Annotated in this window: 18 protein-coding genes; 10 read left to right on the top strand and 8 right to left on the bottom strand. The window is 36.2% G+C overall.

Translation table 11 applies throughout. The features are described from left to right. Positions 1-4 precede the first annotated feature (4 nt). From M2265_RS20280 to M2265_RS20265, 4 genes are all read left to right on the top strand, one after another. On the top strand, positions 5-502 hold the full coding sequence (locus M2265_RS20280; protein WP_021188662.1) for a phosphomannose isomerase: 498 nt from the start codon (positions 5-7) through the stop codon (positions 500-502). A 255-nt stretch (positions 503-757) separates the two neighbouring features. Beyond that, positions 758-1,489, top strand: a complete 732-nt coding sequence (locus M2265_RS20275) for a hypothetical protein (RefSeq protein WP_132770998.1) — start codon at positions 758-760, stop codon at positions 1,487-1,489. A gap of 11 nt (positions 1,490-1,500) precedes the next feature. After that, positions 1,501-2,610 carry a hypothetical protein gene (locus M2265_RS20270; RefSeq protein WP_021188659.1) on the top strand — a complete coding sequence of 370 codons (1,110 nt, stop codon included), beginning with the start codon at positions 1,501-1,503 and terminating at the stop codon, positions 2,608-2,610. A gap of 27 nt (positions 2,611-2,637) precedes the next feature. Beyond that, positions 2,638-3,630: a hypothetical protein gene (locus M2265_RS20265; RefSeq protein ID WP_132770999.1), complete on the top strand. Its 993-nt coding sequence runs from the start codon at positions 2,638-2,640 to the stop codon at positions 3,628-3,630. 71 nt (positions 3,631-3,701) lie between these two features. Here M2265_RS20265 and M2265_RS20260 read toward each other — a convergent pair whose 3' ends face one another. Next, a complete protein-coding gene (locus M2265_RS20260; protein ID WP_132771000.1) occupies positions 3,702-4,811 on the bottom strand; it encodes a zinc finger domain-containing protein in 1,110 nt (369 codons plus the stop codon). Positions 4,812-4,820: 9 nt separating this feature from the next. Next, on the bottom strand, positions 4,821-5,951 hold the full coding sequence (locus M2265_RS20255; RefSeq protein WP_132771001.1) for an SPFH domain-containing protein: 1,131 nt from the start codon (positions 5,949-5,951) through the stop codon (positions 4,821-4,823). A gap of 203 nt (positions 5,952-6,154) precedes the next feature. On the opposite strand from M2265_RS20255, the gene M2265_RS20250 reads away from it, so the two are divergent. Both M2265_RS20250 and M2265_RS20245 read left to right on the top strand, forming a co-directional pair. Beyond that, on the top strand, positions 6,155-8,026 hold the full coding sequence (locus M2265_RS20250; RefSeq protein ID WP_021188656.1) for a DNA topoisomerase IV subunit B: 1,872 nt from the start codon (positions 6,155-6,157) through the stop codon (positions 8,024-8,026). Between the two features lie 235 nt (positions 8,027-8,261). Then, positions 8,262-10,043, top strand: coding sequence for a hypothetical protein (locus M2265_RS20245; protein WP_132771002.1), 1,782 nt, complete (start codon positions 8,262-8,264; stop codon positions 10,041-10,043). A gap of 103 nt (positions 10,044-10,146) precedes the next feature. Here the strand turns inward: M2265_RS20245 and M2265_RS20240 are convergent, their stop codons facing one another. From M2265_RS20240 to M2265_RS20230, 3 genes are read right to left on the bottom strand one after another with little or no spacing between them, the layout of a single operon-like run. Continuing rightward, entirely contained in the window at positions 10,147-11,052 is a 906-nt protein-coding gene (locus M2265_RS20240) for a class I SAM-dependent methyltransferase (protein WP_132771003.1), read from the bottom strand. A 54-nt stretch (positions 11,053-11,106) separates the two neighbouring features. Beyond that, positions 11,107-11,859: an ABC transporter ATP-binding protein gene (locus M2265_RS20235; RefSeq protein ID WP_132771004.1), complete on the bottom strand. Its 753-nt coding sequence runs from the start codon at positions 11,857-11,859 to the stop codon at positions 11,107-11,109. 17 nt (positions 11,860-11,876) lie between these two features. Beyond that, positions 11,877-12,611, bottom strand: a complete 735-nt coding sequence (locus tag M2265_RS20230; protein WP_021188651.1) for an MlaE family ABC transporter permease — start codon at positions 12,609-12,611, stop codon at positions 11,877-11,879. A 289-nt stretch (positions 12,612-12,900) separates the two neighbouring features. Between M2265_RS20230 and M2265_RS20225 the strand changes: the two genes are divergently transcribed. After that, positions 12,901-13,845 carry a LiaI-LiaF-like domain-containing protein gene (locus M2265_RS20225; protein ID WP_132771005.1) on the top strand — a complete coding sequence of 315 codons (945 nt, stop codon included), beginning with the start codon at positions 12,901-12,903 and terminating at the stop codon, positions 13,843-13,845. 46 nt (positions 13,846-13,891) lie between these two features. After that, a complete protein-coding gene (gene ispG / locus M2265_RS20220; RefSeq protein ID WP_207902445.1) occupies positions 13,892-15,904 on the top strand; it encodes a (E)-4-hydroxy-3-methylbut-2-enyl-diphosphate synthase in 2,013 nt (670 codons plus the stop codon). Between the two features lie 57 nt (positions 15,905-15,961). On the opposite strand, the gene M2265_RS20215 is transcribed toward ispG, so the two are convergent. Beyond that, positions 15,962-16,435: a T9SS type A sorting domain-containing protein gene (locus tag M2265_RS20215; protein ID WP_052764493.1), complete on the bottom strand. Its 474-nt coding sequence runs from the start codon at positions 16,433-16,435 to the stop codon at positions 15,962-15,964. A gap of 257 nt (positions 16,436-16,692) precedes the next feature. Here M2265_RS20215 and M2265_RS20210 point away from each other — a divergent pair, with 257 nt between their 5' ends. Next, the gene (locus M2265_RS20210; RefSeq protein WP_132771007.1) at positions 16,693-18,639 is read left to right on the top strand and encodes a KUP/HAK/KT family potassium transporter; all 1,947 of its coding nucleotides are present in this window, start codon (positions 16,693-16,695) and stop codon (positions 18,637-18,639) included. A gap of 139 nt (positions 18,640-18,778) precedes the next feature. Further along, complete coding sequence (rlmF, locus tag M2265_RS20205) at positions 18,779-19,690, top strand: 23S rRNA (adenine(1618)-N(6))-methyltransferase RlmF (RefSeq protein ID WP_132771008.1); 912 nt, start codon at positions 18,779-18,781, stop codon at positions 19,688-19,690. 64 nt (positions 19,691-19,754) lie between these two features. Here rlmF and M2265_RS20200 read toward each other — a convergent pair whose 3' ends face one another. Continuing rightward, positions 19,755-21,449: an amino acid permease gene (locus M2265_RS20200; protein WP_132771009.1), complete on the bottom strand. Its 1,695-nt coding sequence runs from the start codon at positions 21,447-21,449 to the stop codon at positions 19,755-19,757. Between the two features lie 80 nt (positions 21,450-21,529). Beyond that, entirely contained in the window at positions 21,530-22,213 is a 684-nt protein-coding gene (locus M2265_RS20195; protein WP_132771010.1) for a hypothetical protein, read from the bottom strand. Between the last annotated feature and the right edge of the window lie 93 nt (positions 22,214-22,306).

The raw sequence follows: 22,306 nt of genomic DNA, 5'->3' as shown, positions 1-22,306 counted from the left end.
ATTTATGGTAACTGATAAATCAACGCTATTTGAGGAATTAGATAAAGCGTTAAAAGAAAAAGGATTTGAAATTGATAAATCAGATCAGACAAGACCCTGGGGAGGTTTCTTTGTAATCAACGAAGATCAAGCACAAAAATTTGCCGATGAGTATTTCGACGGATTAGATGTAAAAGATCTAAAAATTTCTGGCAAATTAAGTCCAAAAATTCTCGTTGTAGCTCCCGAAAAAAGATTATCATGGCAGTATCACCACCGTCGTGCCGAAATTTGGAAAGTAATTCACGGAACTGTGGGCGTTATGGTATCGGATACAGATGACGAATCAGTTGTACAAACGCTAACAGCAGGTAGTGTCATCAAACTTCGTCAAGGTCAGCGCCACCGATTAATCGGATTAGATGGTTACGGTATATTAGCTGAAATATGGCAACATACCGATATCGAAAATCCTTCAAACGAAGACGATATTGTTCGTGTTCAAGATGATTTTGGTAGATAAAATAATCGTTTCAAATTATTATTTCTTATCATCACGAAAACTCGGAAATTAGCTTTCCGAGTTTTTTTTATCCCAAACTCAATAGATTGATTTATATCCCTCCTAGCCTATCCCTTATCATTAAATAGATTACAATTAAATTTCGGATTACCCGACAGAGCAATCGTGATATAAAATAAATGTTTTAAAAATGTAGTAATATGAATCAAGATTACCATTTTTTATTATTTTTACTAGACTTAACTAACAAAAATTATGACTGATCAAGGAAACAATAAAAGCTATAGTATATTGGATAGTCTTAAAAAGCTAATTTTTACAGATCAGGAAGAGACTCAGCTCAAAACCCCGTCTCCCGATATCCAAAAAAATCCACCCGCTACAGAAATAAAAGATTATTCAACAGCCCCCGAAATAAAAACAGTTTCAAACCAGCAGCCTCCAGCCATACCCATTACAGCCAATGACGGATCCACCGATATTAAACAAATGAAACTGAAGGTGCTCGGAATACTGGAAAGACTCAATGAACAAGGATTAGACTTTTTTGAGGTATGGAATGCTGCGGCTGCAATGGGAAAAGTAGACGAAACAACACTGAAAGCAGCCTATACTTCGCTTAAGTTTGTTGATAATACTTTAACAAAGGACAAGCTGAAAACAACTGGCACTAATTATGCTAACAAACTGAAAGAAACCATAGCCAAAGAAACACAGCAAAAAGAATCGGAAAAGCATAAAGCAGAACAAGACCGTGAATTTGAAAAGACAACCTTAAATAATGAAATAAAAACATTGACCGATAGCATTGCAAAGCTTCAGGATGATTTGAAAAAGAAACAAATTACCCTAGCCCAGATTAATGATAAATATGAGCCAAAACTAAAAGAGATAGAGCAAAAGATATCAATTGGAAACGCCGCTGTCAATGAAGTCGTCAATGATATACAAACAACCTTAGCAATTATAGAAAGGTCAATCTCATAAGATATAAACCAATGGAAAAGAAAGAACAGTACATTAATATTCCAGCTGAAATAAAATCACAGCTACCAATTTTTCAAGTATTAGGAGACCATCTGCCTGCTCAGATGCAAACACCAGAAGCCAAAAAGACAATCTCCAGTATATTCTTCTGGGCATTGGTTATTGGCGGAGCAATTGCTTTTTTCAAGTTTTTACCCGTCATGCTTGAATATGCCGCTAAAAGTATTTTGTTCGTAATATTCAGTATTTTATTAATAACCTTATTACTATTAGCGCCAAAAATTATTCAGCTATTACATCGCTTTGGCACTGTCCTTTTATTTAAAGGCGAAAAAGCCATTATTCGTAATAATCCAATAGAGACCTTACAGCTTTTATCAAAAGACGCAAAAGATACCTTAAAAAGAGTAAAAGAAAAAATAAGTAATGTAGATGGCGTTCGTATCGATATGATTCAAAGCGGTGAAACCGCACAAAAAACAGCAGAAGAAAAATACATTTATGCAAAACGTTTCACTGCAGAAGCGGCAAGTCAAGATGAAAATGCCCAAAATGAATCGAAAAATAACAATACGGAGAAAGCGAATGCTTATATGCGAAATGCAAAAGAAACACGGACAAAAGCATTTCTCTTAGGAAAAGAAGGAGAGTCTGAAGAGCAAAATGCGAGAAGCTATGTACAGTATGCTAATCAATTTGCGAAGGTACTAGAAGTACTAAAAGATAATGAAAGTGCTGCTCGAATTTATGTAAGTACCCTAGACAGCAGTATTTCGATTATCTCAAAAAAACTAGAAGCTACTCAAAAGATGAAAAATGCTACAGAAGGGCTTGCCGATGTCTTTAATATAAAAGACGGTTGGGCTTTCCAAGAAGCCATGAATGCCGCAACAGGAGCCATCAGCCAAAATATTGCTTCGATCAGATCAAACCTTGACTTTTTAGATCAAAACAATAACATAACAGTAGGAGGAGCTCCTACCCAAGTAGAATTAGAAGAATTTATCCGTAAAGTAGATGAACGAAATTTGAAAGTACTGAATGTAAGCCAGATGGCAGACGCAAGTTATGAACTCAAACCGGAAGAAAAAATAGATAAGGGATTTACATTATTAGATTAATCAATTTAAAAAAAATACACTATAATTATGGAAGAAAAATCAACATGGGCTAGATTACGTTGGCCAATTAAAGCAATAATTATTGCAATCCCATTACTGGCTCTGGGCTATTGGGCTTTCGATTCTGGTAAATTTGATGGACAGTCAACGAGCACCTCCGATACCACAGCTATTAATATATCGTCCAATCCATCGAAACAATCAACTGACGATAAAAGAACATTTAACTATCAACCTGAAAAACCTGTAAATGGTGAATATAAAGGAGTAATCGAAGTCGGAGCCTCAGGTTTCAATTCTTTTGTCGTAAATATCGATAAGCAGAATCACTGGGAAATCATTTCCAAAGATTTTGGCAAATCATTTGTCTATGAAGGTCTAGCCAGTACAGAAGATATTCGGAAAGGACTTAAAGACTACATTGGAACTATGTTTGACAAAGGTGTTAAATCAAAAAACATACACTTTGTCATCAGCTCCGGCGCACAAAAAGAACCTAAGACAGCAGTTATTGTTTCCGAACTAAAGAAAATGGGATTTGTTGTTAATTTAGTAACAGCAGAACAAGAAGGTAAATTAGCACTAAAATGCGTACTTCCTCCTTCTTATCAGGACAATTCCTTTGTCGTAGATATTGGCTCAGGTAATACTAAAATTTCATGGGTTGCTGGTGAAACAAAATCACTTGAAGCACCAGGTGCGAAATACTACGAAAAGAACTTAAAAGATGAAGATGTTTATACTGAAGTAAAAACGTTAACAGCAAAAATTCCTGCAGCCAACAGAGAAATCTGTTTTATCATAGGGGGAGTGCCATTTGAATTGGCCCAACAAACACGTACTGGCGAAGAACGTTTCACAGTATTAAATAATCCAGAAACCTATAATACCGATAAAGTAAAAATCAAAAGTGGGGTAAATATCTATAAAGCAATTAAAGATGCTACGAACTGCGATACCTTTGTATTTGACTGGGATGCCAACTTTACAATAGGCTTCTTACTTTCTTTAAACAAATAAAGCTATCGATCATATCATAAAAAATGGTCTTATTGTATTTTCAATAAGACCATTTTTTATTTATAAGAAGATTATCCCATTTGGCTTAACAAAACAACTAGAATTATTACAAACAATATCAAGAGCGCAATCTTCCAAAAGCTATATGGTCGTTGTCCATAAACCTTACCGTTAAATGCGTTAACCATAATCTGATAACTTTTACCCTTATATCGATAAGCCGACAGCCAAACCGGAAGTAAGATATACTTTAACCTGATATCCTTATAAACAGAATCAATATCGTCAATCCTTTGCGTATCTCCGCCGATATCCGATCTGACGGTATCAGCGATCTCATCATCCATAATTTTTTTGGCGGCATGAGCACCAGCCACATGATCAATACTAAAGGTTTCTGCGATAAATCCGCTAAGATATTGATCATTGAAAGGCTTCAGATATTCCATATTCCAAGGACCTATTTTTGAAGCAAAATTATTAGGTAATGACGTTGAAGCACTAACTATAACATCTTTAAATCGATTAAAAACACGTCCAGAAGCATAATACCATCTGGTCTGTTGCTCCTCATAGGTCTCTGTTTTGCCATCAGCAGTTCTTCTAGTTCTAGTGACATAATAATATTCACCTCGTTGCCCCTCATAAGAAGAACTCACTTCGGCATCATAACTCCAAAAAGGAATATAAACACCTTTCAACCTATTATTTTGCGCACTAAAAATTCGCTTAAAATCATTGGGAGCAAACCATAAACCTCCAGCCCATTTTTTAAAAAGCGGAAATGCCTTATTCTCCTCAATAAAAAACGGAATCACCCCATGTGGTTTTACAATACGTTTTTCTTGATGGTCAATCACCAAAGGAGAAGCGCAAAAAGCACATAAATCTGCTGTAACATGCGGATCTAATGTAGAATTGGCTCCACAGTTTTGACAATGCACCACCTCAGCAGCAACCGTAAACCGAGCGTCATGAATATCTTGCATTGCTGCTGTAAATTCTTCATAATCAACCGGACTGATAACTTGGTTCGTTAACTCACTTTCCTTAATCTGATTTTCAGTACCACAGTAAGCACATTTTAGATATGACGTTCCTGGTTGGTAAGCTAAAATCGCCCCACAACCCTGACACTTTAAATCCTGACTAACTTCCGTTGTCTTTTCCTCAAAACTCATAAACAGAATCTATGCCCCCGGAATTGGCGGAGGGCCAGCATTAAACAAGCTTGTCAATTCGTCAATTTCACGCGCTTCAATCCAATTTTCCAGCCCAGCTTTCCAAACGAGTGTAGAAGAAACAAGTTTGCCGCTTCTTACCTCGTCTTTCAACTGATCAATCAAAAAAGGTCCTTCTTGAACACCATTAATCGCTAGAAAATACTGAACCGCTTGCGGTATCGCCGGTGGTGCCACCGATGGAGAGGCACCCGTCGGATTATTGCCTTCAAATTTATTCTGTTGAAATATACCTGACATCTGGCCAGCCATTCCGGCACCTAATCCAACACCCATTCCTGCGCCCATAAGACCACCGCCATTGGGGTTTTCAGCAGCTTTTTCCATGGAATTAGCTGCTTGAAATTGAGCATAAGCACCTAAATTTCCAACAATACCCATACTGCTTCTTTTATCCAGTACCTTTTCAACTTCTTCGGGCAATGAAATATTCTCAATTAGAAATTTATTTAGATTCAAACCGATCTCTTCAAATTCAGGACGTATTTTCTCTTGTATAAAGTTGGATACCTCATCATAATGAGAAGCTAGGTCTAAGACAGCAATTTTTGACTCTGCAATTGCATCCATCCCTCTGGTTACAGCGATATTTCGAAGTTGCTCATTAATACTTTCAACCGTAAAAGTTGGATTAGTCGACGCAATTTGCTTTAAGAAGACAGCAGCATCTTTAACCTGAAAAGCGTAAGATCCAAAAGCCCGAAGCCGTATAGGACCAAACTCAGCATCCCGTAACATAATAGGATTTTTAGTACCCCATTTTTGATTAGTAAACTGACGCAAACTTATGAAAAACACATCTGCTTTAAATGGACTATTGAATCCATATTTCCACCCTTGGAGGGTCGTCATGATAGGCATATTCTGAGTTGTCAACACATGTCTACCCGCAGTAAAGACATCCGCAATCACCCCCTCATTCATAAAAACAGCAACTTGTCCTTCTCGTACTGTTAACTGCGAATTCATTTTTATTTCATTCTGATACCGTGGAAATTTCCAGACTATAGTATCAGGACTATCATCTACCCATTCAATGATATCGATAAACTCATTCCGTATTTTATCAAATAAGCCCATAATTTCTATTTATAATGTTTCCTAAATTTAAGTAAATAATAGGGAATGCAATATAAATATTTATACAATTTATTGGAGAACAATTACACAAACGCTCCTCTAGAGAAATCTTCCATTCTAAATAAATGTTTTCAGATCGTGACTGCACTTATTTAATCTTTATTTTGCTATTTTTGCTACACACCGAAGAATAATTAAAAAACATGAGTACTTATAACGAAGATAGTATACGTTCCCTCGATTGGAAAGAACATATTCGCTTACGTCCCGGTATGTATATTGGGAAATTAGGAGATGGTTCTGCTTACGACGATGGTATTTATGTCTTATTAAAAGAAGTAGTCGACAACTCTATTGATGAGTTTGTGATGGGAGCTGGAAAAACGATCGATATTACGGTCAACGACAATAAAGTCGCTGTTCGGGATTACGGACGTGGAATTCCCATTGGTTCTGTCGTAGATGTAGTATCCAAAATCAATACCGGAGGTAAATACGATAGCAAAGCCTTTCAAAAGTCTGTAGGTCTTAATGGTGTCGGTACTAAAGCTGTCAATGCTTTGTCTGGACAGTTCACGGTACAATCATACCGCGAAAAAGTAACCCGTATCGCACAGTTTAGTAAAGGTGAGTTACTATCAGATGAAGAAAAAGAAACAACACAGCGTAATGGCACCGCAGTTATATTTTACCCGGATGAGACCATCTTTAGAAATTACAAATATCGTTTAGAGTTTGTGGAAAACATGATCTGGAATTATGTTTTTTTAAATTCTGGATTAACTATCAATTTCAATGGACAGAAATTCATCTCTGAAAATGGTCTAAAAGATTTATTAGAGCGGAATATTGACACCGAATCCATGCGTTATCCTATCATTCACCTAAAGGGTGAGGATATTGAAATCGCGATTACCCACGGACAGCAATACGGTGAAGAATACTACTCTTTTGTCAATGGACAACATACAACGCAAGGAGGAACACACCAAGCAGCGTTTCGCGAAGCCTTAGTGAAGACAATCCGTGAGTTCTATAAAAAAGAATTTGAAGCATCAGACGTACGGTCATCTATCATTGGCGCGATCGCAATCAAAGTGCAAGAGCCGGTCTTTGAATCACAGACCAAGACAAAACTTGGTTCCCAAAGCATCGGTCCTGATGGTCCAACTGTAAGAACATTTATCAATGACTTTCTAAAAAAAGCATTGGACGATTACCTGCATAAAAATTCAGATACAGCAGACGCTCTGTTAAAACGTATCTTACAATCGGAAAGAGAACGTAAAGATATTGCCGGTATCAAAAAACTTGCAAATGAACGTGCCAAGAAAGCTTCGTTACACAACCGTAAATTACGCGACTGTAAGGTCCATTTCTCCGATAAAAACGAACGTAATCAGGAAACAACCTTATTTATCACCGAGGGGGATTCAGCTTCAGGTTCAATTACTAAATCTAGAGATGTACAGACACAAGCTGTTTTTAGTTTAAAAGGAAAACCTTTAAACTCTTACGGCATGTCTAAAAAAATTGTCTATGAAAATGAAGAGTTCAATTTACTGCAACATGCTTTAAATATTGAAGACGGTTTAGATGGCTTACGTTATAACAACATTGTATTTGCTACAGATGCCGATGTAGATGGTATGCACATCCGCTTACTTCTCTTGACATTTTTCCTTCAGTTTTTTCCTGATTTAGTAAAGGCTGGTCACGTGTCTATCTTACAGACACCCTTGTTCCGTGTACGGAATAAAAAAGAAACCATATATTGCTATTCCGATGAAGAAAGACAACGCGCAATTGCAAAATTAGGAAATAAGCCCGAAATTACCCGATTTAAAGGACTTGGAGAGATTTCTCCTTCCGAATTTGGTTTATTTATCGGAAAAGATATGCGCTTAGACCCTGTCTTCTTATCTAAAGACAATAAAATACAGCAACTTTTAGAATACTATATGGGTAAAAACACTCCCGATAGACAAAAACATATCGTCAATAATCTTCGTGTAGAACTAGATCTAGAAGAAGAATTAGCCAAACTGGCGAAATTAGAAAAACAAGCGGGTTAAGACCGCTTGTTTTTCTTTCATATTATCCATACAGCCATTTTAGAAATCCCATTCGTTCACCTGCTGTAAAACTGTACTACAACTAAAGGTGTAAAAGAATCATAACTATTACATGAGATCGGGCAGAAGATTCTTTAGGTATATAATAAAAGTGACGCATATCATTTTTTAAACACACAGACATTACTTTTTCATATCCTTTTTATTCGGTATTTCGTATTGAAATAAAACTGATATGACGCATTCATTCCATATTCCCGTTTTGGGTCTAGCATTTTCAATAGATTCCCCTTTAAAAGTCGCTCGATTTGGTATTTCATCTGTGATATCCATTGTAGATGATGAATTAATTGAGCGTATTCGAGCATACTATTGTACCCTAAACAAAAAAGAATACCATCCGATAACAAAAAAAGAACCTGACTACAGAGCTCATCGTATTTCCAGTTATTTAAATCTGGTTTCCAACATTGTTCAAGAACAAATTGAGCATATGCGTATAGAGTTTTTTGAAAAAGGATCAGAGATCGATCGCTACTTCCAGCTCATCCCCGAATCCCACCCCGCAAAAAATATCTATTATGCGATGCTTTCAGAAACAGATATCTTAGAAAAGGCTAAAAAAAAGCAAATCCTTAGATCCTTTATCAAAGCTGGAGATATCGATGTCAATATCATGTCTAAAGTCGACAAAATTAATTATGATAAAGATGGAATTGCATTAGATGATACTTACTCAGACGCGCTAGCTGCCTTACGAGGTTTTGCACAATCAGACCTGCAGTCGTCTGTCATCTTATCAGCAGGTATGAATCCAAGACTATACGCCTATTTAGCAGAGTTGCCTGCTTTCTGCCAGCAAGAAGATGGAACTTTTCAGAAAAAAATAACACTAAAAGTTAGCGACTACAGATCGGCATTGATTCAAGCAAAGTTTTTAGCGAAAAAAGGAATCTGGGTTTCAGAATTTCGTGTAGAGTCTGGGCTAAATTGTGGCGGACATGCCTTTGCAACAGAAGGATTTTTATTAGGTCCTATCCTATCCGAATTTAAAAATAAAAAACACGAATTACAGGAAGAACTATTCAGCATTTATCAGAATTATTGGTTACAAAAAGGTTGCAACTTCCAAGCTGCTCCGCCGATTAAATACACTGTTCAAGGAGGTGTGGGCACATCAAGTGAACATCAATTCCTACTGAAACATTATGAATTTGATGCTGTAGGATGGGGATCACCATTTTTATTGGTCCCTGAAGCAACCACAGTCGATGATGAAACATTATTAGCACTGACCACATCGGAAGAAGAAGACTTTTATATCAGTGGAGCTTCTCCTCTCGGAGTACCTTTTAATAATTTCAGAAAAAGCTCTGCAGAACGCCTTCGCTTAAAAAGAATAAAAGAAGGAAGACCCGGAAGTCCATGTAAAAAGAAATATCTCGTATCAAACTTAGATTTCAGTAATGAACCGCTATGTACAGCTTCACGTGCATATCAAGATAAAAAAATAAAAGAATTACAGGGAAAATCATTAGATCAAAAAACCTATAATATGGAATATGATCTTATTACAGAAAAGACATGTTTATGTGATGGACTAGCTGCCCCGGCATATTTAAAATATAACATCCTGAAACATAAAGAACAAGATGCTGTATCCATTTGTCCAGGTCCAAATACTGTTTGGTTTAAAAATAAGTTCTCCCTTGATCAGATGATTAATCATATTTATGGCAAAGACGATTTGATCAAAAATGATAAAAGGCCATTTTTATTTATTAGTGAACTATACTTATATGTAGCACACATCAAAAAATATGTAGAAATGAATGCCGACACGGTCAATGACAAAAAAATAAAATATGTTGAAAAGTTCAAAAATCAACTTATAGAAGGAATAGCTTATTACAGCAGATTAAAAAATGAGCTAAAGGGGTTTTCAGATCAAATTGTAGAATGTATACCGGAGCAACTCAAAAGTGCAGAAAGAGAACTCGCAGAAATAAAATTTTAATAAGTTCCAACAATACAATATACTGAATTAAAGAGAAACTTATTAATAGTAAAAGGATAGCCAATCGGCTATCCTTTTATTAATTTATATTTTGTTATCGTATCTATTTAGCAACTTTTCTGAACTTACCAAAAACACCCAAAGGTAATTTTGGTCCCGCAGTAGCTTGCAAATATAACTCTCCGACTTCTAGATTTTCTACTTTTGGAAACGCAGTACGAATTAAGTTCTCCACAATAACAGAAGAGAAACCTAACGAATAAGTATTTAAAATCAAGAAATGTTCTTTAGGATCTAATAATTGCACCACATCATGCATCATTTCCATGATATGATCTTCCAGTTTCCACTTCTCCCCTTTAGGACCATGACCATAAGCCGGAGGATCTAAAATAATACCATTATATTTATTTCCTCTTTTTACCTCACGCTTTACAAACTTCAATGCATCTTCTACTACCCAACGAATATTATCAATTTCCGACAACTCTTGGTTTTCATTAGCCCAGCTAACTACTTGTTTAATAGAGTCCACGTGAGTTGTATCTGCTCCAGCGGCACGCGCAATCAATGATGCACCACCTGTATAAGCAAATAAATTTAAGACCTTAGGATTTTCAGTTTCAAAAGCACGCACTGACTGTGAAATATAATCCCAGTTAACCGCTTGCTCAGGAAAAATACCAACATGCTTAAATGAAGTTAATCCCAGACGGAATTTAATCGCAACATCATCATTTTTATATTGAATATGCCAACGATCCTGCGCTTTAGGATTTTTTTTCAACCATTCTCCCGAAGTAGCAGAGCGACCTTTAAATTTAATATCATGGCGTTTATTCCATTCCGCTGCAGATAGCGTTTTTGGCCATACAGCCTGCGGTTCTGGACGAATCAAAACTAAATTGCCAAAGCGTTCTAATTTCTCGAAATCACCACAATCGATTAACTCGTAATCTTTCCAATGTTGTGGTGTTAATAATTGTATATCTGTAGTAGTCAAAATCAATAATTTGGCGCAAAGATACGTAAATCTAAAAACAAATACGCAATGATGAATAGATTACATGGTTTCTTTTGCTCGCTTCATCAGTGGGCTTGCAAATACAAAATTATTTAATTCTTCTACATCAGACCGCATCATATCTTGATTTGAACCTTCCCAAAACTTTTGCCCTTTGTAGAGATATAGAATATATTCTCCAATACCCATTACCGAGTTCATATCATGCGTAACCACAATTGTTGTCGCATTATACTCTTCTGTTAGCTCTAGGATTAGCTCATCAATCAAAATCGAAGTTTCTGGATCCAAACCCGAATTTGGTTCATCACAGAAAAGATACTTTGGACTCATGGCTATTGCACGAGCAATTCCAACTCGTTTTTTCATCCCACCGGATAACTCTGAAGGATAAAGTTTATTCCTTCCTTTTAAATTAACCCGTTCCAAACAAAAATTAGCACGGTCCAATTTTTCAGATTTAGACATCTCCGTAAACATATCCAATGAAAAAATAATATTTTGCTCCACAGTCATGGAATCGAATAATGCGGAATTCTGAAATAACATGCCTATTTCCTTTCGAATTGGGATACGGTCTTCAAAACTAAGTTTTGAAAAATCCTTACCATCAAAGAGAACACGACCTTTGTCCGGCTCATGTAGCCCCACCATACATTTTAGCAAGGTACTTTTTCCAGAGCCCGATCCTCCAATAATTAAACTTACTTTACCTGGTGCAAAAGTGGCATCAATACCTTTCAATACCTCGTTACTTCCGAAGGATTTATAAATCTGCTCTATTTTTATCATAATTATTTTAAAAGAAATTAAAGCATGAGTGCCGTTATTAAATAATCAGCTGCCAATATTGTAATACAGCCAATAACAACTGCTTTAGTACTCGCTTGACCGACTTCTAAAGCCCCACCTCGAACCGTAAAACCTTTGTATGCAGATATGGAAGTGATGATAAACCCAAAAACAAATGCTTTCACAATTGCAACAGTAACAGTAAACCCATTAAAACCTTCTTGAATTCCCATAATATAATCTGATGGTGTTACTGCTCCAGAAAGAGCTCCTCCCATAAGTCCTCCCAAAATAGCACAAAAAATTGCTAAGATAACCAATACAGGAACCATGGTAATTCCAGCCAATATTTTAGGTAATATAAGGTAACCTGGTGCATTAATACCCATAATCTCTAAGGCATCGATTTGCTCAGTCACACGCATGGAGCCGATTTGTGATGAAATAGAAGACCCAACACTTCCCATAAGCACCAAAGCAGAAATCGTAGGTCCCAGTTCCAAAATATTGGAATCTCGGTTAATGGAACCAATTATTGAATTTGGAATCAAATCAGAAACCAACTGAAAGGCAATTTGCATCGTCATAACTGCCCCGATAAACGTAGAAATTATAAGAATGAGACCTAAAGACCCTATACCAATTTCGTTCATGGCATGCATCGTTTCCTTCCAATAAATCTTTCCTTTTTCTGGTTTCTTAAAAACCGACCGCAGCAATAACAAATAAGAACCAATATGGTGAAATATCATATATAAATAGTATTTTTCTTCTTTAACGTCTAATATACTATTATAACACCATATATTACAAATTGGTTTGCCATAACATTACGATAGCGATACAAGATTCATAAGAATACCATAAACTCAAAACAACTAAAAATAGATCGTCCCCAAGAAATACAATCACTCAATTACCGATGAAATCATATATTTTACCGAGATTAGTACATGAATAACCTAATTCATAAAATCAAAAATTTATTTTAGATTACATTTGTATTGTAGTTTTAAAAACAAACGAACAAATAATTTTATTATGGACGCAAAAAGAATCACCACAGGCATTATATTTTTATTCATCGGAGTAATCTTACTCTTAAGTAAAATGGATATTATTGAGTTTAATTGGTTCGAAGTTTTTCGCTATTGGCCATTATTAATCATTTTGGTGGGCGTAAATATTCTTGTTCCAAAGAAAGACATTGGATATATGATATCTATCGGAACCACATGCGTCATTTTAGCAATATTCACCTTTATAGGCATCACAACACCTAACCAAAGTTTCTTATCCCGAATCATGGAAAACAGAGATCTGGATATTGATTCCGAAAATGAAGAAGATTTCATCGGAACCTCAAACGCTGTCTCTGCCAAAAAAAATATAAATACCAGCCATGCGACTGCCAATATTGACTTAGGAGCGACCAAGCTGGTATTAAAAGATACAACCGTAGCAAATCTCTTTGAAGCAGCCAATACATCTGACAAGTATTTTCTGTCCTTAAATACTGATGTTAAAAACGACGGGGCTGCGACACTTAATTTAAGTGGAAAAACAAAAAAAGGAATAGATTCAAAAGGAAATTCCACCATTATCAAACTAAACAAAAATATCATCTGGGATTTAAACTTTGACGTAGGTGCTGCAGATATGCAAGGTGACTTATCAAATTTTAAGATTAAAAATCTTACAGTTGATGCTGGCGCGAGTAATCTAGATCTTAAACTCGGAAATCCACAAATGATTTCTAATATTAATATTGACGCCGGTGCCTCTTCCATAAAAATAGCATTACCAAGAGAAGTCGCATGCCAGATAATTACAGAAATGGCACTGTCAACTGTAGATGCTGATGACAGTTTTATAAAAGGTGGAGACAAAGGAATACTGACAAGTCCTAATTTTGAAAATTCCAAAAATAAATTCAAAATTTCAATTGATGGTGGTATAACCTCAGTAACAGTTAGCCGCTACTAAAAAGACCCTAGAGAAGTGCAGTAGAATGCATAACTTTGCATTAGATATGGACACAAGTAAACTTTTGACATTACCTGGTATTTATTGCAACTCGCAAACCACCTATTCAAGGTGGAAGACAAGAGAAGTACAAATTGGAGATGTACCCATGGGTGGAGACAATCCGATACGTATTCAAAGTATGACAACAATCGACACCATGGATACCATGGGTTCTGTGGAACAAACCATCAGAATGGTCGATGCTGGTTGCGAATATGTACGAATAACAGCTCCTTCGATAAAAGAGGCTAATAATCTGGCTAATATTAAGCAAGAATTACGCGCTCGAGGATATCATGTTCCTCTAGTAGCAGACATTCACTTTACCCCCAATGCGGCAGAAGTTGCAGCAAGAATTGTTGAAAAAGTACGTGTAAATCCGGGTAACTATGCCGATAAGAAGAAGTTCGACCAACTGAGCTATACAGACAGTGAGTATCAAGCTGAATTAGACCGTATTTATAAAAAATTCAAACCCTTAGTCAATATTTGTAAAGAATATGGCACTGCTATGCGCATAGGAACCAATCATGGTTCCCTTTCGGACAGAATCATGAGTCACTATGGTGATACTCCAGAAGGAATGGTTGAATCGGCTATGGAATTCATCAGAATTTGTGAAGACTTAAATTATTACAATTTATGTATCTCCATGAAATCAAGCAATCCGCAAGTGATGGTTCGTGCCTATAGACTGCTGGTCGAGAAGATGATTAGTGAGAACATGAACTATCCATTACATCTAGGTGTAACGGAAGCTGGTGATGGAGAAGATGGACGCGTCAAATCAGCTGTTGGAATAGGAACTTTATTAGAAGATGGTTTAGGTGATACAGTACGTGTTTCGCTGACTGAAGAGCCAGAAAAAGAAGCTCCAGTTGCTATTGCTTTAGTTAATCGATATACAAAAAGGCAGCACGATTTCAATACGTCTGTGATTCCTCCAATCTTAAAATTAACAGACAATAACAGCCCTACTCCTTATATCTCAAAAGAAGTCAATACTTTTATTGGAGGATCATTGGTCCCACGTGTGGTAGTTGACATCTCCAGACAAAATCTAAAAGATGCCGGTTTCTTGTCGCAAGCAGGCTATCGCTACGATATGCTGTTAGACAAATATCACATGGGAGAGCAGTCGGTTGATTTTGTTTATCTAGGCGATCAATTGCCATCTTTTAACATGCCGGCAAATTTAAAACAACTGTATAATTACAACACGTGGAAAAGTATTCAAAATAAAGCCAATATACACCCTTTATTTACGCTGGAAGAATTCAATCAAGCTAATGAGAAGGATGCTTCTTTAAATATAGTAAAAATTAAAAACGAAGATTTAGTAACAAGTTTATTTGAAACGCTACCACTTGATAAAACTATTGTGTTTCTTTTAGAGACAACAGCAGTTCATGGCATGGCAGAACAAAGACAATTCTTCAAAAATCTTCAAGAAATTGGCTTAGATAACCCGGTTATCATTAAAAGAACTTACGAAGCCGTGGCATTTTCTGGACCAATAGGTGATTTCATGAATCCGGAAGAACCAATTTCGAAACTTCAGTTATACGCAGCGACCGATTTAGGAGCACTTTTAATTGATGGCTTTGGATCCGGAGTTTGGATTGATTCGCCAGCAACACCTTTGGACAAAATAGTATCCTTATCATTTGGAATCCTACAAGCAACAAGATCTAGAATTTCTAAGACAGAATATATATCATGCCCAAGCTGTGGACGTACATTATTCGATCTGCAAGAGACCACGCAGATGATTAGAAATAGAACAAATCATTTAAAAGGATTAAAAATAGGCATTATGGGCTGTATTGTTAACGGTCCAGGTGAAATGGCTGATGCCGATTATGGCTATGTAGGAGCCGGGCCTGATAAGATTACACTTTATCGCGGACAAGAAGTTGTTAAGAAAAATGTAAGTTCAGCACATGCTTTAGACGAGCTCATCAACATCATTAAATCGGATGGCTTGTGGATAGAAGAAAGTGAAATTCCTAATTAACGAAAAAGGCTTAAATGATATCATTTAAGCCTTTTATATTTTTTATCGTTCTAATTTCTATTTACGCACAGAAAATCTCTTTACAACAGTTTCTGAGCCAGAAACAACACGGATAAAGTAAAATCCTGAATTAAGTTTACCAGTTGGATCAAAAGAAAGATTTTGATTACCAGCATCTAAACTTCCATTCATTAACTGAACGACTTCATTTCCAAGTGCGTCCATCACTTTAATCGCAACTGAACTTTGTTTCCCTAATTTAAATGATAAACTTATTTGTTCTGAAATCGGGTTATAAAAAACTTTAACATTATTAATCAGCTTATCTACTTCCTTCGTATTATCAGAATTAGCGGTTAATCCCATAGAATAAGCCAGATGATCAGCCTTATCCAAATAAGATAGTCCATCGTTATTGGCCGTTTCAGTAGAATTCGAAGTATGCAATACAGATGCATAGCCTAAACTTCCTGTCAGCGTAATCACACAGAGCAGGCCTAAATAAGCTATTTTTTTAATAATAATTTTCATTTGTATATAGGACTTCTTAGATCGGTTATAGTTTAAATCAAATATAATATTTCCCAATCAATTTATCAACAACAAAAGTAGGTTATTTGTTTAGATATTATTAACTTATATTGAATAAAAATTTGCCATTTAACAATTTTTAACAAGATTTGCCGTTGTCAAACTAATTGCTAAAATTTGGCACGAGTTTTTCTATTGCAACGAACCTTCATATTCGTGTTAAAATGAAGGTTTTTTTACTTAAATCAAATAAAAAAATGACGACTAGTCATCAAAGTACCGCACAAAAAGTAAGTCTTGCTGGTCTACTAATTAGTTTAGGGATCATATTTGGAGATATTGGTACCTCTCCACTTTACGTTTTCAAAGCCATTATGAACAAAGGTGTCATTGACAAAGACCTTGTTCTGGGTGGATTATCATGTGTCTTCTGGACAGTTACCTTACAAACAACTGTTAAGTATGTCCTGATTACCCTTCAGGCAGACAACAAAGGTGAAGGAGGAATTCTCTCTCTTTTTTCATTGGTACGTAAAAGAGCACCTTGGTTGATTTTTCCAGCAATGATCGGTGCAGCTACTCTCCTTGCAGATGGTATGATTACACCTGCCATCACCATCTCTTCGGCGATTGAAGGTTTAGACATTAAGTATCCGGGTCTACCCACAATTCCAATTGTGGTAACAATTATTACCTTATTATTTGCTATCCAACGCTTTGGAACATCGGTAGTTGGTAAAATCTTTGGTCCACTGATGTTCGTTTGGTTTTCCACCATCGGAGTATTAGGAATTAGTAATATTCATCTTGAATATGAAGTATTAAAGGCGCTTAATCCTTATTATGCTATTAAACTACTCATAGCATATCCGAATGCCCTTTTCATCATTGGTGCTGTATTCCTATGTACAACAGGAGCAGAAGCTCTCTATTCAGATATGGGACATTGTGGTAAAGGAAACATCCGCATCAGCTGGATTTTCGTAAAACTAACACTCGTATTGAACTACTTTGGTCAAGGAGCCTGGTTATTGACACAAGAAGGCAAAGTACTAGGAGAAAATAATCCTTTTTATGCCATCATGCCACATTGGTTTCTTGGTTACGGAATTGCGATTGCAACCATGGCTGCAGTAATCGCCAGTCAAGCCATGATCTCAGGGTCATATACCCTAATTTCGGAAGCTGTACGCTTAAATATATGGCCGAAGGTTGCTATTCGCTATCCAAGTGATCATAAAGGCCAATTATATGTTCCTTCCATCAATCTAATTTTGTGGGCTGGATGTATGCTGATCATTAAAATTTTTGGAGAATCAAGTAATATGGAAGCCGCCTATGGTTTGGCCATCAACTTGACATTCTTAACGACAACAATTTTGATGACTTTCTTTCTTGCGGCTAAAAAAGTTAATAAATATTTCATTGCATTATTTACAGGCTTCTATTTAATATTAGAATTGATGTTTCTAGTCGGAAATGGTGTAAAAATTGCGCATGGAGGATGGCTCACATTATTATTAGCATCGCTCCTATTTCTCATTATGTACGCTTGGTGGAGTGCCAGACGTATTAAAAACAGATTTGTTAACTTCATCAATATCGATAAGTATTATCCGATCATTTCAGAATTGAGCGAAGACAAGTCTGTACCTCCATATGCTTCACATTTAGTGTATCTAACAAGTGCAAACTTCAAATCAGAAATTGAATCCAAAATAATTTATTCGATATTAAATAAAAAACCAAAACGTGCCGACGTGTACTGGTTGGTTCACGTTGATGTTATGGATCATCCCCACACACGTGAGTATACAATCGATCAATTAATTCCTGGAAAACTAATTCGTATAGATTTCAAACTAGGCTTTAGGGAGGAGCAACGTATCAGTTTGCTATTCCGCAAAGTAGTGGAAGATATGGTGCAAAAAGGTGAAATTGATATTACCAGCCAGTACGACACTTTAAAGAAACACAAAATCCCTGGCGATTTTAAATTTGTTGTATTAGAAAAAGTACTCTCAAAAGGAAATCAATTAAGTTGGTCCGAACGTATTATCATGGAGATATATGGTTATCTTAAAAAATTAAGTCTATCCGAAGAAAAAGGATTTGGTTTAGATGCTAGTTTTGTAACTATAGAACGCGTACCACTAAGTTTACCGCAAACAACAACCATAGATTTAAAGCGCAAAAACAACTGATAGTATCCTGTTTATACCATAAGCCTCCAAGAAATTAAACACAGCTTGGAGGCTTTTTTATTGAACATTTACCACCAGCTATTTTTTATTTCAGCGATCTCTTAAAATAAAAGCTTATTTTTGCATCAAATACAACATTATGGCAGGAACAGCAACAACTCCCACAAAAAAACTTCACCCTAGAAATAAACATCTTGATGCATACGATTTTGCGAAATTAATCAAAGTCGTTCCTGAACTCAAACCATTCATTTTTCTTAACGATTACCGAACAAAAACAATAGATTTTACAAATCCAGAAGCAGTAAGACATTTAAATAAAGCATTGCTTCAGCAATACTATAACATTCAATATTGGGATATTCCTAAAGAGAACCTTTGTCCTCCTATTCCAGGGCGGGCAGACTACCTTCATTACGTTGCTGACATATTAGCGAAAGGCAACAACAATGAAATTCCAAAAGGAAAACAAGTTAAAATCCTTGATATCGGAGTTGGCGCAAATTGTATCTACCCAATTGTCGGTCATCACGAATACGGTTGGTCATTTGTAGGTTCAGAAATTGTAAAGAAAGCGTACAAAAATGCCATTGAAATCGTTCGGTTAAATCCAGAACTTAAAAACAATGTGCAGATTAGATTACAGAATAACCCCAAAGCTATCTTCAAGGATATCATTCTCGAAGATGAAAAATATGATATGGTGATCTGTAACCCACCATTCTTTTCCTCTCAATTAGAAGCATTGGCACAAGCAGACCGCAAAATAAAAAGTTTAAAGCCCGCTGAGCAAGAAAATATCGTTCAAAGTTTTGCAGGTCAAGGAAGCGAACTGTGGTGCGATGGTGGCGAAAAAGCTTTTATCGGACGAATGATTTTTGAAAGCCAATTTTATAAAGATCAAGTAAAATGGTTTTCGACATTGGTAGCTCACCGCGAAGATATCAGAGGTTTACAACACAAGCTTAAAAAGCTGAATGTAACCGAAATGGAAGTCATCCGAATGGAACAGGGAAATAAAGTTGGCAGAATCCTTCTCTGGAGATTCTAGCAGATATAAAAAAAGCTCTAAACAATGTTTAGAGCTTTTTTTATATCTAGTAGCATGATGCACGTTAAGAAATACTTTCTTTATTTAATTTCGAGTGCTTATATCCATAAAGGAAATAAATAACTAATCCACCAATAAGCCAAATAATAAAGATAATCCAGTTACTCGCTCCCAATTCTGTCATTAAATAAAGATTAATCAAAATACCAGTTACCGGCAATAAAGAGAAATTCATTTTAAAACTATAAATGCTAAGTCCTAACCAGGTTAACCAAAAAATAATGATCAACACCTTATGTTCGATTATCTCCATAAAAGTCAGGTTCTTCCATTCTAATAGGATTGCCTGTCCATAAATCCACATCAAAACAATAGCACCCAGTAAGCCTAGACCAACTAAATATTTACCATTTACATAAGGAACTCTAAATTTTGATTTTTCAGATAATCCAGAATAATCCATATAAAGAACACCCGCACATACCATAATAAAGGCAAAGAAAGTACCTACACTTGTTAAATCGACAAAAAAATCCATCTTAAAAAACAATGATGGAACTCCCACAACGATACCTGTTACTATAGTTGCATAAGAAGGGGTTCTATATTTAGGATGTATACGTGCAAAGCGTTTAGACATTAGCCCATCCCGGCTCATCGTCATCCAGATTCTCGGTTGCGCCAATTGGTACACCAATAATGCACTTGTAATCGCAATTACGGAAGTAACCGATATAACACCAGCCATATAATCAAACCCAACATACTTAAACACAAAAGCTAAAGGATCTTTTACATTCAACTCCGTGTAATTAACCATACCAGTTAATACGAGGGTTATAGCGACATATAAGACCGTACAGATTACCAAACACCAGATCATAGCCTTAGGTAAATCACGTTGCGGGTTCTTACATTCCTCTGCAGTCGTTGAAATCGAATCAAAACCAATAAAAGCAAAAAACACAGCCGCAACACTTCCCATAACACCGTGCATTCCGTTTGGAGCAAAAGGTGTCCAGTTTTCCGGTTTCACATAAAAGATACCCCCAAAAATTACAGCCAATATAATCCCGACTTTGATCATAACCATGATCGCACTAGCACGTTGTGATTCTTTAATCCCAATATAGACTAAAGCAGTAACTAGTACAGTAATAATACCTGCAGGGAGATCAAAGATGATTGGTACTCCTCCGATTCGCGGAGCGCTTAAATAAGCTTCTAATCCCTGCTTATCTGCTGCCGTCAATGCATTTGCACCGTGCTCAGCAAGCTTTTGTGATGCGTCCAATGCATAACCAGGAGCCATCGATAACCAAGCGGGTATATGTATCCCAAACCCTTCCAGCATCGAAGCAAAATACTGAGACCAGGAAATTGCAATTACGGTGTTAGAAACGGCATATTCCAAAACTAAAGCCCATCCGATAATCCAAGCAAATAATTCCCCAAAGGCAACATATGCGTAAGTATAAGCACTTCCCGAAACTGGAACTGTACTGGCAAACTGAGCATAAGACAAAGCCGTAAAAACACAGGCAAAAGCTGTAAAAATAAACAGAAGTGAAACCGCAGGTCCCCCTTCATAGCTTGCTAGGCCGATTGTGCTGAAAATTCCTGCACCGACAATAGCCGCAATACCTAGTGAAACCAAATCTCTTACACCGAGTACCTTTGCAAGTCCTGAACCCTCACCATGTTGCGAGTCGTAGATAATCTGATCAACACTTTTCTTACGAAAAAGTCTTTTAAACATGTAGTTTATGTTAATATGTTAAGTAATTTGCTACGAAAATAAAAAAAAATAATACGGATAATAGTAATGCATCACAAATACTATTCAAAATCTATCATTTCATAATGAATATATTGATAGATGTCATGAAAATCCTTCATATTTTCTTTTACATAAAGGCTTAATTTACTGCTTACCGATAAAACTTGATCTTCATGAACATCAAAAGACCATAAACGTTTACAAATCTGAAATAACGCACGGGTAACCTGTGCCAGATCCGTATATTCATAAATGTACTGAGAGGCAATAAATCTATCAAAAAAAGTATCAAACTTCGCGACATCCTTTAGTTCACTAGTAACTAGAAAAGATCTTAAAGAGTTACGGTCTACCCGCTCAAGGGCGGTATAAAACTTAGCAATAGAAACAGCTTTATGTTCAATTAAAAGATGATCTAATAACAGTTCTAGTGCGATATGCGCAAAAAAAGAAGGCCTAATCGGAAGTCCGATCAATTCATTCTTGACAGATTCTTTGATCTCATGTGTATGGTGGAAAAAGTAATCCGAATTATGGAACAGACGGTCAACTTCAATATGCCCATTCCACCCTTTAAGCAATTCCGATTGTAACGGTTTGGCTCCTATCTGATCTTCAAAATTATTGGGTTTGAGGATAAAGGCCTTATCGGCATTTTTCAATAGATCAGGTAATAAGCTACCAACAACTCTTTCAGGAGTCGTCGCAAAACGTTCAAAATAAAAGTGTGATAAAAAATTCATAACAGCATTTTTATACCTACCGTAGTCATTTAACGAGAAATATTCACTCAATATACAGCTTAATCTCTTATATTTGTGGCTTATATTAAAAAT

Source organism: Sphingobacterium kitahiroshimense, assembly GCF_025961315.1.
GTDB lineage: Bacteria > Bacteroidota > Bacteroidia > Sphingobacteriales > Sphingobacteriaceae > Sphingobacterium > Sphingobacterium anhuiense.
This window is presented reverse-complemented; position numbering and strand designations above follow the sequence as displayed.